Source organism: Novosphingobium kalidii, assembly GCF_040534015.1.
Lineage (GTDB): Bacteria > Pseudomonadota > Alphaproteobacteria > Sphingomonadales > Sphingomonadaceae > Novosphingobium > Novosphingobium kalidii.
Window position 1 is genome coordinate 1 of record NZ_JBEWLY010000025.1, and the last position, 15559, is coordinate 15559.

The following is a 15559-nucleotide window of genomic DNA, read 5'->3' on the forward strand; positions in this document are numbered from 1 at the left end:
CCACCAGCGCTAGGCTTTCCCGGGTGTAGTCGTCGACCACACAGGATGCGGAACCGCCGGCTGCAAGTCAGAGTGTCGGAGACGAAGTCCAGCGACCAACGGTGGTTCGGGCCGTCCGGCAGCAGCGGCGCCCGCCTGCCCAGGGCGCGCTTGCGGCCACCGCGACGACTGACCCGCAGGTTCTCTTCGCGATAGACCCGCAGCAGCTTCTTGTAGTTGGGCGTCATGCCCTCGCGAGCCAGCAGATAGCCGAGACGCCGATAGCCGAACCGGCGACGCTCGGCCGTCAACTCGCGCAGACGCTGCCGCAGCAGGCCATCATCCGGTCGCAACGATCGATATCGGATCACGCGGCGGCTCACGCCAATCAGGTTGCACGCCCGACGCTCGCGCAAGCCGTGATGCTCACGGGCATCGGCGACGGCATCCCGCTTAGCGGCGGGCGTTACCACTTTTTTGAGGCCAGATCCTTCAGCACCACGTTGTCGAGCATCGCCTCGGCCAGCAGCTTCAGTCGGCTGTTCTCTTCCTCGAGCGTTCGAAGGCGCCGGGCCTCCGACACCTCCAGCCCGCCATACTTCGACTTCCACTTGTCGAACGTCGCCGAGCTGATCCCGTGCGGCGGCACACATCCGCTGTCCCCATCCCGGCTTCCTGCTCCTTCAAGATCGCGATGATCTGCTCTTCGCTGAAACCTGCTGCGCTCCATTCTGTCCGACTCCTTCGCGCCGGAGTCTACTCAAAATCGGTCACATCTCAGGTGAGCACGTCACCAGGCGTCGGCGAGCGACAGGAACCAGTGGGCGTTCAGGCACTCGTCTCGCAAGCGACCATTGAATGACTCGACGAGTGCATTGTCCGTCGGCTTGCCTAGCCGGCTAAGGTCCAGCATTCTGCCATCGTAGATCTGGAGCAATGCGAGCAGCCGGCAGGCGTTCGGCGCACTTTTCGATGCTCGCGCAAGCCGCCGCAGCGCCGGCCCGTCGAATTCCTGCCTGAGCCAATCGCCCGCCCAATTGTCGCATCCTCCTGCTGCAGGACGCCATTGCTTGGACTTCCACCGGCTTGGGAACCCCAACGTGAGGCGGTATCTGCACAGGTGACCGGATCTTTGATCCGTCGAGCCTGATCCACTCTCACGCCGCCACACTCCTTGCCTCAGCGGTGATAGTTCTGCTCGGTGACCTCAATCGGCAATACGCGCCTTCACCTTGCCGACCTGCGCAAGCACGATCTCGGCTCACGCAGATTGCCGATGGTCTTAACAGCTTGCGATCACTCTCCCGAGGTAGAAATCATCAGCTTGAGCTTGTCATAGGCCTTCAGCGCGGCGCCGATGGCCTGGTGCATATCGAGGTACCGGTAGGTACCCAGCCGACCGCCGAATATGACACCCTCCTCTATCTTCGCGCGAGCCTTGTAGCGCGCATACACTGCATCGTCCTTTGCTGTGTTGATGGGGTAGTAGGGTTCGTCACTCATTCCGGCGGACCTGGAATACTCCCGAAAAATAACGGTCTTTTCGGGGCTGTACGAACGATCCGGATAGAAGTGACGGAACTCCAGGATCCGAGTATATGGCACACTCTCATCGGCATAGTTCATCACCGACGTTCCTTGAAAGTCAGGAACGTTGACAACCTCTTTCTCGAAATCGACCGTGCGCCACCCAAGTGAACCTTCCGAATACTCAAAATAGCGGTCAATGGGTCCAGTATACAAGATCGGCGCAGATTTTCTTATCAATTTCCGCACATCAAAAAAGTCTACTCCGCAGTAGACCTGTATATTTTCATGATCGAGCATGTTTTCGACCAAGGCCGTATAGCCATTTTCTGGCAAACCTTCGAATTTGTCTGAAAAGTAGCGAGAATCGAAGTTATAGCGCACCGGAAGCCGGGTAAAGATGTGCTCTGGGAGGTCCCGCGGATCGGTCTGCCACTGCTTGGCGGTGTAGCCGCGGATAAAGGCTTCGTAGAGCGGCCGCCCGATGAGCGAGATCGCCTTCTCCTCAAGATTCACCGGCCGGCGTCCCCCAAGTTCACGTGACTGCTCAGCCACCAACGCCTTTGCCTCTTCCGGCGTGAATGCCCTGCCAAAGAACTGACACAAAGTCGCCAGATTCATCGGCATGGAGTAAATATTGTCCTGATGCCGAGTGAAGACACGATGACTGTAGTTCGTAAACTTCGCGAACCGGTTAACGTAGTTCCACACTTCGCTGTTCGATGTGTGGAAGAGATGCGCCCCGTAGCGGTGAACTTCTATTCCAGTTTCTTGATCATCCTCCGTATAGGCGTTGCCTGCGATATGATCACGCCGCTCAAGGATGACGACCTTGGCCCCGAGCTCCGCGGCACAGCGTTCGGCGACCGTGGCGCCGTAGAAGCCACAACCGACGATCACGACGTCCGCCGAATTGAGAGCGTCTGCTAGCGCGGGCTGTTGAGCGAGCATAATATCGGTCTCCGAAGAACTAGAAGCTAAGATGTGTAGCAGGACCAGAAGTCCCGATGTGTAAGCGCCTTCAAGGATGCCGGACGCCAAGGGCGGATCAAAAACCGCAACATTTCACGAGCGAATGCCAGGCAGCATGCTCGGGTGCAGTGACGACTGTGACGGAACTCAACTCTCGTACCACTATCCTCATAGTGGACGCTTACAGGCGAAGGACGGTGCTGCACCACGGGACGCCAATAGCGGGCCGACATTGCGGCCGGTATCCCTCCGGATGATCTGCTCCACAGGAGGTCCTTTACGAGGCGCGCAAGGAACAATGGGAGCGTCGGCATTCTAGATGCCGCAACCAGCCTCAGTTCGACACCTTCGGTAATCGGCAGTTCTCTCGAGCCGAACGTTCTGGCGAGACGCATATGGTCGCTACCGCTCCAGCGCTTCAGGTTTTCCGATCCGTCATTGAACGCTCGCAATCCCAGCGTGATGCAGCGAGCCCTATCATAATCGAAACGCAGGAGGTGATTGAGGAAGCCGGTTATGAGCGATCCCAAGAGGCGAAACCGGCCGAGTCGACCGTGCGCCTCACACAGAAACAGCGAATTGCGCCGATCGTAGAAGTAATGCCACGGCTGACGTTTCGTGTGAAACGGCTCATGCCAGACGGCGAGCCCCGGCCAAGCGACTGTTCGGGTGCCGGTGACAGTTAGCCGGTAGCCATACTCAACGTCGTCGCCGCGAATGAACAAAGGCAGCGGCAATCCAACCCGCCGTACGTGATCTTTAGAAAACGCGAAGAACCACCATCCATTGAAGTCCGGCTGGTGGTGGCGAGCGAGGTAGCGGCTCGTCGCCTCATCCGTGATATCGTTCGCGTCCGGATCGACAAGGTTCCGAATTTCAGGCTTTCGATGATCAAGGACATCACCCACGGAGAACAACCGGGTACGACTGTTTCGATCGAGCATCGCGCCGCCGATTGCATGATCGGATTTCAAGTACGACAGGGCAGTGATCAGACGCTCGATGCTGCTCGCATCAAGGTCGATATCGTCGTCCATCAGAAGAAGATGACTGCAATGCTCGTCGGAAAGGCTCTCGAGCATTCCGCGCCCGAAGCCTCCTGCCCCACCCAGATTGAGCTGGTCGACAACGTGCAGGATCCCCGCATCCCTAGCGCTGCGAAGGTGCTCCCAATGAGATGAGAGACCAGCCTCTCCTTGGTTGACGACCAGTACGCGATGTATCCCAGTGTTTTTCTGAAGAAGCTCCTCGAGCGTCGCGGTAACGTCTCTCTCGCGGTTGAAAGTACAGATTACCGCGGTCAATGCCACTCTGCGGGCCGGTGGTACGAAAGTCGCCCAGGCGAGTGAGCCGATTTTGCTGTCGTCAATCAACCTTACAGTTAGAACGAGTCTCGTCTCCCCAGGCGCGTCCATCGGTACAGGAACTACCAGACGTTCGCCCGCCCCCTGCAGCACTGTGTGAACGATCCGAAACGTCTGCCCACTTGGTGACGCCACACGGTCAACGGTGATCTCGATGCAGCCCGTCAGATCCAGAACAAGTGCCAGGTCGTCAACGTTCGTAAAACGCCGCCAGTACCCATCGAAGAACGCACCGAAGATCCCGTCGAACGTGGCATACTGTCCGGCAACGCCCGCCACGGCATCGTCATCAAAGCGAAGACTACCTGCAACGATGCTTCCCGCCTCGGTTTTGCTTGTGCAGCAAACCTTCTGCAGAATGTGCAACGGGAGCGGCTGCGATGAAGCGTCGTACGTCAAAAGGTCTTTACGAGCTTACGCCAGAAGTCATGCGATATCATCTCGGGATAAGCGTCAGACCAATTTGACTGTGCCTCACCCGCACGGTCGTTGAACTTTTTGATCGCTTCGCGGAAGCGTGCGTTGACCGCAGCATAAGCGTCGCGATCGAACTTGTAGATGTGATATGTGGAAGAGCCCGGATCGGGGTAGCCCCAGGCCTGTCTTGCTCGCATAGCCTTCCAGTTGATATCACGCCTATTCTGGAACATCGTTATCCGGTTGGCTTGGGCACCACCACCCGGCACCGCCGAACGGTTGCCGTTTCGGGAATAAATCTGTGCGATTCGATACAACTTGTGTCGTCGCGACGGTGGCTCCGGAATGAAGGCAGGCGGTAAGGTCCTGCTCGTACCGTAGTTGCTGTTAGCTTCCTTGTAAGCCGCCATCACCTCAAAATGCAGTGCCTCTGCATCGCGATCCAGCAGCACTTCCGGGCCAGAAACGAAATCCTCAACTGCCTTCGCGAGCAGCATTGCCGAGCCATATTGATATGCGTTCACGAAGTCGCGAAAGCGACGGTGCAGCTGCCGGGAGGTCGAGGCCAGTCGCTTCTTTGATCGCTTCTCGATAATGGCAGCTGATGAATTGGTAATATGCGCCAGCGCTAGTGGCGCTTGTGCGGAAAGGCGAATTAGCTCGTTACGAATGTTGTAGTAAGCGAACCACCCCTCCACTTTGGCATAAAAAGGCTCATGCCACACCGCAATCCCAGGTACCGTGACGGTGCGGCCACCGTTCAGTTGCACGCGGACACCAAACTCAACATCGTCCAGGTGAACGAAGCAGGGCAGCGGCATGCCGAAAGCCCTGAAGCCTTCCACGGAGCCGCCAAACAGCCACCAGCCATTGAAGTTGGCGTTGTAGCTGCGAGCCAGGCCGTCCCTACCTTCCTCTGAACCCATGTCGCAGGGCGCCAAGCGGCTAATGGGCCGCTCAAAGCGCTCTGGCGTCCAGTAAGTACCCGCATCTGCAAGCTGGCAGGGGCTGTAGGTATCGAACTGAATGCCGCCGACGAAGAGATTGGGGTCGTCGTTCAGCCGTAGCAGGTTCATCATCCGCACGATCGAAATGCTATCAACGTCCGCGTCGTCATCGAGCAATATGATGTGTGTGAAACGACCAGCTTCGATCGCCTCGTAGATGCCGCGTCCGAACCCACCCGCGCCGCCGACGTTGCGCTGTCTGATGAGATGTACGTGAGCGGACGAAAACGCCGTCTCGGGTAGGCTCCCCGCGTTATCAACGACGAAAATCCCATAATCGCTTGTGTCGGCAGATGCGGGAGGGTCGCGTTGAAGCAGCGAAGATGCCTCGGTTGGCGGCGGGGACGGTACTGGACTGAGCACCTCCGTCAGCAACTTGACGTTGGCAGTGACCTGACGCTCGCGCTTGAAGGTGCAGATGACGAAAGCTGGGACGACCTGGCTTACCTCCGCACTGCGAATGAGCCATGCCGCGCTGCGCAGCTTTACATCGGATCGGAGCGGCTCGACTTTGAAAAACCAGCGCCCGAAGCTCTGCTCCGAATTCATCAGTTTGAAGTCTAAGTCGAAGGTTTGAATCTCTCCTTCGCAATCATCGCCGTTCCCGGTTCGGATCGCCCTGGCTGATATGGCAGAGCCATATTCCTCTTCAGCCTCCTCTTGAGCTTCCTTTTTAGCTTCCTTTTTAGCTTCCCTTTTAGCTTCCTTTTCAACAGCCTGGCGGTGGATAAGGGATATACGGCACGCACCCTGCACCTCCACCCGAAGTGTGAGGGGCTGGCCGCCCACGAAAGGCAACAATTCGCGGTCGTAAAGCGAGGTCATCACCCCATCAACCGTCAAAGGTTCATCCCTTGCGATCAACAGGCCGTCCTCGACGGGTGTGGGAAAAGGAGCCCGCATGTAGAGCCGCCGGCGACCCATCTCCGGACGCAGCTGGATGGGAAAGAAGGCGAAGTCCGCGACGACCATTTACTATGTTACCCCTGCTCCACGGCTTTTACTTACCCAATCCTGACTGGTTGTAACGGCGCTAGCGCAGAGGCTTGCCATTCACTTCGCAACCGCACGTGCTGTAATCACGGGGCTAAACAGCTGATTCAAAATCGAAACAAACTTGCTGGCTTGGTTCGACCGCGCGCTGGCAATGTAGATGAGATCGTCGTCTTTCATCGCGAGTTTCTGGGTGAGAAAGTAAGTTGAGACATCCAACATGCTGATGCGGTAAATGTTGGGCCTTCCATTCACCCCTACCGGCGCATCAAGCCTGAACAGGAAGATGGCGGTCGGGTCGGCAAATGCATCGCTCGGGCCTCCAACGCGAGCTATCGCTTCGGCGAGTGACAAACGCGCGCTCTGAAAGGCAACTTCTGATACGGCGCCTGGAGCCCCAAATACCGTGAATGTTCTCGGCGCGCGCACAACTTCGATGCGATCGCCGGGGTTCAGCACGAGATCGTCGACTGACCCGGGCGCGATGTCGCCTAGCCTCTGCTCGGCACGCCCTTCTCCGCGCGCAAAGCGCACCAGCACATCGTCGATCGGCAGCTCGGTACCCCCGGCAGCGGCGACGACGTCTACCAGCCTCTCTTTACCCCACGTCAAAGTAATGCGCCCAGGCCGGCGGACGTCGCCGGCGACTACAACGGAGCTGAAAACCGACTTCTCGATCGTAACCACCGCCTGCGGAAACTGGGACTGAGAGGCGAATTGCTTCTCGACAGCTTCCGCAACCTGTTCGGTGGTCATGCCGCCGACCCTTATCCGTCCGGCGAAAGGCAGCCGAACGTATCCATCGGCATCAACCGTCAGCGGTGGGAACTCTTGGCCATGGGCGGAAGCATCAAACGGGTCCGCCGCGGCAGTGGCGCGTGGCCCCGAGAAGAGCGAGACACCCACCTCGTAAAGATCGATTTGGAGTGTATCTCCCGGCCCGATAAGACCGCCCAGCGGGATATCTGTGAGAGAACCCAGCCGCGGTGACTTCGAAGTCCCAGGAGCTATTGATGCGTTGAGCGCCTCGACACTAGCCTCATCTAGAGCAACGACGTTAAACTCCACAGGTCCTTCGTCTGGGGCCGCCTGCGAGAGAATACGCTGCGCCGTGGGACCACTTGACGGCAAGCTGGCGCAACCCGCCAACATCATGCTGATTCCGACAGCTGCCGAAAGGGCTCGGGCACGTCCGATTCCAAGCGCTGTCATGTCAATTTACCGTCCTCAACCTGTCTTTCGCTCGTCTGAAAGACGAATGCGTCGCCGTTGCGACCGCGCCTCAACGCCTCTACCGCGTGTTTAAACATTTGCTAGTGATTCCACCGCCGGTTTACGCTGCGCGCCGGACCATCAAGCCGAAAGGCGTGCGCGTACCAACCGGAAGCGGCCGAAGGGCGGCACGGAATTTCAACTGAGCTACGCTATGTCCCTGTGCAAGCAACCGTAATGCGAACGTTTCCACATCCCCCCGCTTCACCACATCGCATTGCTCATGCGGCATTCTGCCGTGTTCGAAGGTGAAGACCACGGCGACGGCGCCTCCAGGCCTTAGTCTGTCCATGAGCAAGTTGATCATCCAGAACAGATGGTCTGCGGGTATTATCGGCAACTCGAAAATCAGCCATGTGAAATCGAGATTGTCTGCTGGCGGCCAGTGAGCTGGGTCGAGGCTCTGGTGCACGATGACGTCCGCTCTCTCGGCAGTAAACGCCCGCGAGATGATCTCTGCCGATAAACCTGCCCCAAAGCCCCTCGATCCGGAGATATCTCCGAGGAGATATCTCAAGGCCTGGCATACGTAGGCAGCGGACCATGAACCGGTGGACTCATCCAAGCCGACGATGCGGCAAGCTGAGCGAAAGGCAGGATCCTTCATCTGCTCTATCGACCAAGTTTGCGAAGTGGGGTGCGCAAAGGTGGGAAGCTCCACGGCTGCCAGCCGGGCTACCCGTGCCATAGCTGTAGGAGAACCGACTTTCAGGTTTGCAGCCGGCGAAGCGTCCACCTCGATCTGAATCGATAGGTTTTGAGCAGCCGCATCGGTATCGTCGTATATGTAGCCTGCGACTGTATAGGCCTCCCGCCTATCACTCACCAGAGCGATGCGCTCGATCCCGCCGGCTGCGGCAAGTTCGGCCAAAGCCACCGTCCGCAGTTCTAGCTGCCGCCGTTCACCCTCTTCACCGCCGCTGATCTCAACTAGCAGCGCGCCCCTGCTGGCCGTTAGCCCCTCAAACGCCAAGGTGAAATTGATGCTGCCAGCAGGCGCGATAAGAGGCGTGGTCATGAACGCATAGGCAGCCTGGCGCGCCGGCTGCTCGCCACCTAAGCCTGTGATTTTACTCGCATCAGACGGAACCCGTTCGAATGGGTTCATCTCGAACTGAAAACCTGTAAACTCGCTCACACGCAATTCCGACCGATCACCGCACCCGCTGTCGCGTCGGCGCCGGCTGGCTATAAGGAGCAAGTGCCTCGTCGTAAACGGTAGCGAGCCGCTCAACGAAACTAGGTAAGAGAAAACGCTGTGCGCGAATGAGCCCCCTAGACGAGAGGTCGGCGACGATCCCATCGTCAAAGGCCAGCAACCTGATGCCAGCTGCTATCGCACTGATATCCGTAGGGTCGACTAAGAGCGCAGCATCCCCGGCAATCTCGGCGAGTGCTCCGCTGGAGCTCGTCAACACCGGCGTTCCCAGTCGCATCGCTTCGGCCACTGGGAGGCCGAAGCCCTCGGCAAGCGAGGGGAAGAGCAAGCCTCGCGCGTGACGGATGAGTGCGAGTAGTTCCGCGCGTTCAAGATATCCTGACCGCCTGACACTTGGCATGCTCTCGATCAGCCTGTTGATCTCTGCGGCGCGCCAGCCGTCGGGACCTGCTATGACGAGCACCTTGTCAACTCCGCTCCGGGCATGCGCCTCTATGAGGCGGGCCAGGTTCTTGCGGGGCTCTACCGCGCCGCAGAAGACGAAGTAGCCGCCCGCCTCCAAGCCCAACGGAGGCCCCGCTTTCAGCTCATCCGCCGTCCCCAGGACGGCCTGCCCGCAGTTGACGACCAACGACTCCTCAACTTGAAGCGAAGAGAGGATATCTTTTCGGGCTGCCTGGGAAACGGTCACGATACGATCAGCATGAAGTAACAACTGGCGCATCACCGCACGATGCCGTCGAGAGCTGATCGGGGACAGGTCTGGCTGCGTCAGAGGGATAGCATCGTGCACTGTATAGATGTTAATCCACCTCGCCATGCGCATCGGCACGGGATAGGTCCAGTGCATGATCCCAAAAGGCCGCGGTGGTTTCAATTGCAGAAAGCGGCGGCGGAGCGTAAAATGAACATGCGCTCGCCGGAAGATATCTCGGCCCACGAGTTCCTCTCCTGCCACTTCTTCGCGAACTGTGTCGCACTGCCGCAGCGCGTGCTCGCCCGAAAGTGCGCCTAGCAATTTCCGGGAGCGACTGTCCGCCTCGTGATCGGCCCTGAGGAGAAGGAATGGCCGCCCGACGGCACCGGCAGCAGCTATGAGACCCCGCGCGTAGGTAGTTATACCCGTCCCGCTCTTATCGACCATTCTGGCGTCAACGCAGATCGGAAGGTCCCTGCCGTCCATCGCGGCCGCTAAGCACATTGCAGGCGTGTAGACAACGGCGTAGGTCACATTGGACCTTTTCCCGGCTATCGCCGACCGAGTGCTCTTATGATCCGCTTCGACAACGTGTCCAAAACGTACCACCTTCGAAACTTTCAGAAGTTGGTGTTTGCTGATCTCAACTTCAGGATTGAAAAGGGGCAGTCGATCGGCATCTGCGGTGCGAACGGAGCCGGCAAGTCCACGTTGATGCGCCTGATTTCGGGTGTCGAGCAACCGACGACTGGCAAGGTAACGAGGACGATGTCCACGTCCTGGCCGATTGGCTACAGCAGCTGCTTCCAATCGAGCCTCACCGGCGCAGATAACGCCCGCTTCATTTCACGGATCTACAATCGCGATGAGCAAGAGCTGATAGCGTTCGTCGAGGAGTTCGCCCAGCTCGGGCCATATCTCCACCAGCCCGTCCATACTTACTCCGCCGGCATGGGTGCGCGCCTGGCCTTCGGGATCAGCATTGCGGTCGATTTCGAATGCTACCTGGTAGACGAGGTCACCGGCGCCGGCGATGAGCGTTTCCGCGCGAAATCGGAGGAGGCACTGATATCGAGACGAGACCGGGCGACACTGATCATGATTTCCCACGATCCCGGCGCGCTCAAGGCCTACTGTACCACCGGTGCAGTGCTTTACGCGGGATCGCTTGTTTTTTTCGACAGTGTGGAAGAAGCGTGCGAGCTTCATCACTGGCTGCAAACACGCGGAGTCTGACGGTAACGCCGGGCGAGGAATTGCCTCAGCCCGCGCTGGTCTTACTGCATGTACGGGAGCGGATTGACGGCTCGGCCGTTGCGGAGCACTTCGTAATGTAGGTGGGGGCCCGTCGAACGCCCCGTCGATCCCACGTATCCGATTATGCTGTTTTTGGTTACGCGCTCACCGGGAGCGACAGCAATACGAGACATATGGCCGTAGCGGGTCTGGAGGCCGGCACCATGCTTGATCGCGACGAGGAGGCCATAGCCGCCTTTTGAGCCGGCGTGAGTCACGACCCCGTCTGCGGTGGCGCGGATTGGAGTGGCCATGGGCGCGGCGAGGTCAATGCCGGCATGGGCGCGGGTGCCGCCGAGCAGCGGATGGGCGCGCAGCCCGAATGCGCTGGTGACCCTTACGAAACTGAGCGGTGCGTTGGACGGGATGGACGGGAACTGTGGCTCTGCCATGGAGGGCATGGTGAGGTTGCCCGCCGCCGCGATCGCCGCCGGGTCGAACGTGTCCTTGGGCAAGGCGCCGTCACCGAAGGCCGGGGGCCTGTTGGGGGCCATGTCTTCGTAGAGGGCCGCCAGCGACGGGACTTGGGTGCCGCTCGGCTTGGAGGCCTTCATCAGGCGCTGAAACTGGTCATCGCCAAAGCCGCTGCCGTCCTTGCTAACGGGATCGTTCGCTCTAGCGGACAAGGCTGAAGGAGCGGGGATAGCCGTCGGCGCTTTGGCGAGCGCGGGCAGCGGAGTGACGAGGGCGCTGACTAGAGCGGCGCCTACGATCCGGCTCAGAACAGGAGTGAGAGCTATGATGTCACCTCTATTGCATCCGTGGCGAAGCGCACGCGGCCAATGTTGGAGTGGCGGAGCCTTCTCGCGCCTCTCGGCACATCTCAAAGCGTGTAAGCCACGGATTTTGCGTTCGAAACTGAAGGACGTGAAGAATCTCGAGTGGCGGCAATGACGTAAGTGCCGCGCGGCTGCAAGACCCATCGGACAGTCCGACGCCTGCACGGGACCGGCGGGTCGGGGAGCGGCGCCGCAGGTTGTGGGGTCCCATTGCTTCAGCGCCCAAAAGAAAACCCCGCCGTCCGAAGACGGCGGGGTCAACTTCTGCTCTTCTCTCAGGTGAGAGAAGAAAGTCTTAGGCGATCGAACCCATCGACGAGAGGAAGTTGTCGGACAGGGTCAGCTGGTCAGCCTGCACGCCAACGAGCGTGACAGTCGTGAGGTCAGCGTTAGACGCTGCGTTACCAGCGAACGCTTCATTCTCGATGTGCAGAATGACGTTGTTGCCGCTCTGCTCAACGAAGATTTCACGAACGTTAACGTTGCCGGTGTTCGCGGTCGCATTCCAAGCGTCGCTGAGGGTCACAAGCGCGTAGTCATCTGCCAGGAAGATGCGATCTTCGCCCTGCGCACCAAAACCGAAGAGGGTCTGGGTGTCCGAGGTGTCCTCGTTGAAGAGGTAAACGTCGTCACCGCTGGTGAAGTTCTCAGCACCCATCAGGATGTCGACGCCCAGACCACCGTCTGCAACCGAGTTCTCAACCGCATCACGCGCATCGGTGATAGCATCCGCGAGATCATCGCGCTGCGCCTCGATCTGGGTGAGGGCCTGATACTCGGCGACTGCTTCGTTCAGGGCAACCAGCTGTGCCTGCTGCACCAGAAGCGCAGCTCGTGCAGCAAGAACAGCCTGAGCCTCAGGCGCCGTCTCGGAACCACCAGCCACCGTGACGCTGAGATCAGCGACATTGGTGTTAGGAGTGGTGCTGGTGAACTCAACCGTGTCGAAGCCCGTCCGAACGACAGTGAAGTCACCGGAGTAGGTTCCAGTGAAGCTACCGTCGGCGGGAGCTACCGGGGCGCCGCCAGCCAGGCTCGCGAATGCGGCAGCCACGTCATCGGCCGACATTGCGCCGGTAGCCGTCAGCATCAGACCTTCAACCGTTACCGACTGACCAGCGCTGAGGGCAGTGAACGCAACAGAGCTCGTCTCGGTGGCAACCGAACTGTCGCCCTGCGTCGTGTTGGCAGTTGCCGGGCCAGATACCTGGATGTCAGGAACGTTCTGGTTCGGGGTAACGCTTGTATACTGAACAGTGGAAACGCCCACGAGACCAGCGATAAAGCTACCGCTGTAGGTGCCGGCAACACTTGCATCGAGAGGAATAGTTCCGTTAGCAAAGAAGCTCGCTACGTCATCCGGATCGACAGGTGTAGCTCCGCCAGCAGTCAATGTCAGCCCGTCGACCGTCACGCTCTGGCCCGCCGCCAGACCCTGGAAGGTTACATTGGCAACTTCCGTAGAGGTTACGCCATCGCCCTGCGTGGTTGTCACAGTGGGCGACACCGGAGCGCCGGTCGAGGCGTTGAAGTTCACGGTGATCTGGGTGTTACCCTGAGCATCAACGGTGGAACTGATTACATCAGAGTCAAGGTCTTTGAAGCCGATGCTGGAGTCGCCCTGCTCAACCGCAACGACATTTGCAACAGCGGTTTCAAGCGCCGTGCGCGCCTGATTCATGGCTACGAACGCGTTTGCTTCTGCCTGCAAGGTTGCAATGTAAGCGTCAAAGCCCGTCACGCCGCTGAGATCGGCGTTCTGCTCGATCACAACCTGGCCATTCGCCGGGTTCACGGTGGCAACGAGAACGCCATCCAAGAACACCTGAGTGGCAGGGGCGCCCATTCCGGGAGTGCCCGGACCTTCGTTCGTGGTCAGGGTTTCGTCGTTGACCACGTTGAAACGAGCGAGCTCGCCATCTTCAAGACGGTCGGCGGTACGATAGGCATCCATGGCCGATTCGGCGGCCGCAATGCGGCTGTCCACAGTGTTCAGAGCGCTCAGAACGCCAGCATTGAGTTCGCCTTCAGCCGCCGTAAGGACGCGCTGGGCAGCCGTGATGTCACGCTGAGCATCGGCGCGCGCATCCGCGATCAGGGCAGACTGCACATTGGCGCTGGCACCGACAAAATCGGCGGTCGGGATTTCAACCTGAATGGCGTCCTCGACGTCCTGTGCTGCGTCTACAACAGCAGCATCGATCGCGGCGCTGATGTCAGCGTCGCTGTAGGATGCACCGGGAGCCAGCGGAGGCAGTTCAGCCGCCACTTCCTCATTGGTTACTGTGCTTTCGAGGAAGTCGGACAGAGCCGTCTCAGCAGTCGTGATCGCTGCCAGAGCGGTGGCCAACTCAGTGTTGGGGTTCAGGTTGCCGGGAACAACCGGGCCGGCGGTGCCGGTCGGTACAGCGGCGCCACCGATGGTCATGCCACCGGCGCCGACGCGCACTTCGGTCTGGCCGCCGGGGAAGGTGAGCGACGTGCCGTTGGCATCGTCCTGAACGATAATGCGAGCCACTTCGACGCCGCCGTTGAAGACAACCAGGTTGTTGCCCTGAGCGAGGAAGGTGTAGGTGGACGGCGCATTCGCGAGCGCCACGCCTTCGACCGTACCTTCAATGCGCACGTTGGTGGCGCCGGTGTTGATCGTGACGGTTTCGGTGCCGGTGCTGCCGAACACAGTGTCATTGTTTGCGAGGAAGCCATTCCGGCTCTCGTTGGCATCAAGGAAGATTCTTGCCATGTGACGTGCTCCAAAGGATTCTTTTACGTCCAGACGGACGGATAACCAAACGCGTGGTTAGCTCCGAGTTCCAGCGAACCCGGAGCTAACCACAATATATTAAGCAATTGCCCCCGATCCGAAGACCGCATTGAAAGAATTCGGCCCGAAGATCGCCGCATCCTGAGCCGCCGTCAGATCCTCGATCGTGATCGTGGCGATCTGGTTGCCACCTGCGGCGTAAGTCAGAACGACCATGCCATCGGTGGTGTCGGAGTTGTCGATCGAGACGTCGACACCCGTCGGGCCGACAATGCGGTCGCCGCCGGTTGCATCAGTGCCAGCGTCGAAGCCGCTGATCGTGTACTCGTAGTTACCGGTACCGAAAGACACGTTGTACGTGGTGTCGACGTCGTCAGCATCGACATTGCTGCCGGCTGCGTTGACGTTGATCTCTGCGGTCTCGGGACCGACGTTGTTGACCGTCACGTTGATCGTCTGCGACACGGTGCCGCCCTTGCCGTCGCTCACGGTGACGACGAAGCTGTCGGTACCGTCGAAGTCAGCGGTCGGCGTGTACGTGAAGGCACCGTTGGCACCAAACGTCACTACACCGTTTTCCGCCGCATCCGAGACGGTGTAGGTGAGGGTATCACCATCCGCATCGGTCGCGGTTACCGTGCCCGTGAGCGGTTCGTTCTCGTCGGTTTCGAGGTTCTGCACAGCCGCAGACACCGTCGGAGCCGAGTTGGTGGGCGTCGGCGTCGGGGTTGGGGTTGGGGTTGGGGTTGGTGTTGGGGTTGGCGTGTCGTTGTCATCGCTGTCGCTGCTGGAAACGACAGCGGCGACACCGCCTGCAACGGCCAGAGCGCCGAGTCCTGCGACGATGAGCGACGGACCACGGCTACCTGCACCGATGCCCGAACCCATGCTGCCGCCGTCCGCGGCCTGCGCGAATGAAGACGAACCACCAGCGAACCCGCCGGTGTAAGAACCCGCCATCGAGGTGGAAGCGGCATCTGCCATCACGCCGGCAAACGAGAAGTCGCCTGCAAGCGAATCGGCCGAAACGGCCTCAGCCGAGAGCGCGCCGACGTCGCCCTGCGCGAGCTTGGCGGCTTCGCCCTGTGGCAGATCGGCAGCAGCGTGAAGGGCCGCAGCCTCTTCACCGGCGACCTGAGCAGCTTCGTGATGAGCCCGCTTCTGGTCCGCCTTCTTGCGTCCATCCTTGCCCTGCTCGAGCACCTTCGGCTGAGCTGTCACTACAGTTTTTGCCATCTTTTCCCTCAATGGTGGAGCTAGATCGGAGGTCGAAATTTCCCCTCGTGTGCTCGCTTAGCAACGGGCCGGGGGTTTAGGAAAGCGCTAATTAGCC

General features: G+C 59.5%; 10 protein-coding genes and 2 pseudogenes. 1 reads left to right on the forward strand and 11 read right to left on the reverse strand.

Annotation, left to right across the window (positions count from 1 at the left end):
• The 8 genes and pseudogenes from ABVV53_RS15595 to ABVV53_RS15630 form a co-directional block, all read right to left on the reverse strand.
• A pseudogene (locus tag ABVV53_RS15595) lies at window positions 1-678 on the reverse strand (transposase); the annotation flags it as partial.
• Between the two features lie 97 nt (window positions 679-775).
• Window positions 776-898, reverse strand: a pseudogene (locus tag ABVV53_RS15600) (integrase core domain-containing protein); the annotation flags it as partial.
• A 377-nt stretch (window positions 899-1275) separates the two neighbouring features.
• A complete protein-coding gene (glf, locus tag ABVV53_RS15605; RefSeq protein ID WP_353985363.1) occupies window positions 1276-2457 on the reverse strand; it encodes a UDP-galactopyranose mutase in 1182 nt (393 codons plus the stop codon).
• 26 nt (window positions 2458-2483) lie between these two features.
• A complete protein-coding gene (locus tag ABVV53_RS15610; protein WP_353985364.1) occupies window positions 2484-4121 on the reverse strand; it encodes a glycosyltransferase in 1638 nt (545 codons plus the stop codon).
• Window positions 4122-4237: 116 nt separating this feature from the next.
• Complete coding sequence (locus ABVV53_RS15615; RefSeq protein ID WP_353985365.1) at window positions 4238-6238, reverse strand: glycosyltransferase; 2001 nt, start codon at window positions 6236-6238, stop codon at window positions 4238-4240.
• Between the two features lie 81 nt (window positions 6239-6319).
• The gene (locus tag ABVV53_RS15620) at window positions 6320-7471 is read right to left on the reverse strand and encodes a polysaccharide biosynthesis/export family protein (protein ID WP_353985366.1); all 1152 of its coding nucleotides are present in this window, start codon (window positions 7469-7471) and stop codon (window positions 6320-6322) included.
• A 121-nt stretch (window positions 7472-7592) separates the two neighbouring features.
• Window positions 7593-8549 (reverse strand): hypothetical protein, encoded by a 957-nt coding sequence (locus ABVV53_RS15625; protein WP_353985367.1) that lies wholly within the window; start codon window positions 8547-8549, stop codon window positions 7593-7595.
• A gap of 136 nt (window positions 8550-8685) precedes the next feature.
• On the reverse strand, window positions 8686-9921 hold the full coding sequence (locus tag ABVV53_RS15630) for a glycosyltransferase family 4 protein (protein ID WP_353985368.1): 1236 nt from the start codon (window positions 9919-9921) through the stop codon (window positions 8686-8688).
• A 39-nt stretch (window positions 9922-9960) separates the two neighbouring features.
• On the opposite strand from ABVV53_RS15630, the gene ABVV53_RS15635 reads away from it, so the two are divergent.
• Complete coding sequence (locus ABVV53_RS15635) at window positions 9961-10623, forward strand: ABC transporter ATP-binding protein (RefSeq protein WP_353985369.1); 663 nt, start codon at window positions 9961-9963, stop codon at window positions 10621-10623.
• 41 nt (window positions 10624-10664) lie between these two features.
• On the opposite strand, the gene ABVV53_RS15640 is transcribed toward ABVV53_RS15635, so the two are convergent.
• The 3 genes from ABVV53_RS15640 to ABVV53_RS15650 all read right to left on the reverse strand — a co-directional run bounded on the left by ABVV53_RS15640 (window position 10665) and on the right by ABVV53_RS15650 (window position 15462).
• Window positions 10665-11309 (reverse strand): M23 family metallopeptidase, encoded by a 645-nt coding sequence (locus ABVV53_RS15640; RefSeq protein WP_353985370.1) that lies wholly within the window; start codon window positions 11307-11309, stop codon window positions 10665-10667.
• A gap of 448 nt (window positions 11310-11757) precedes the next feature.
• Window positions 11758-14205, reverse strand: coding sequence for a hypothetical protein (locus ABVV53_RS15645; protein WP_353985371.1), 2448 nt, complete (start codon window positions 14203-14205; stop codon window positions 11758-11760).
• 99 nt (window positions 14206-14304) lie between these two features.
• Window positions 14305-15462: a cadherin-like domain-containing protein gene (locus ABVV53_RS15650; protein ID WP_353985372.1), complete on the reverse strand. Its 1158-nt coding sequence runs from the start codon at window positions 15460-15462 to the stop codon at window positions 14305-14307.
• Window positions 15463-15559 lie beyond the last annotated feature (97 nt).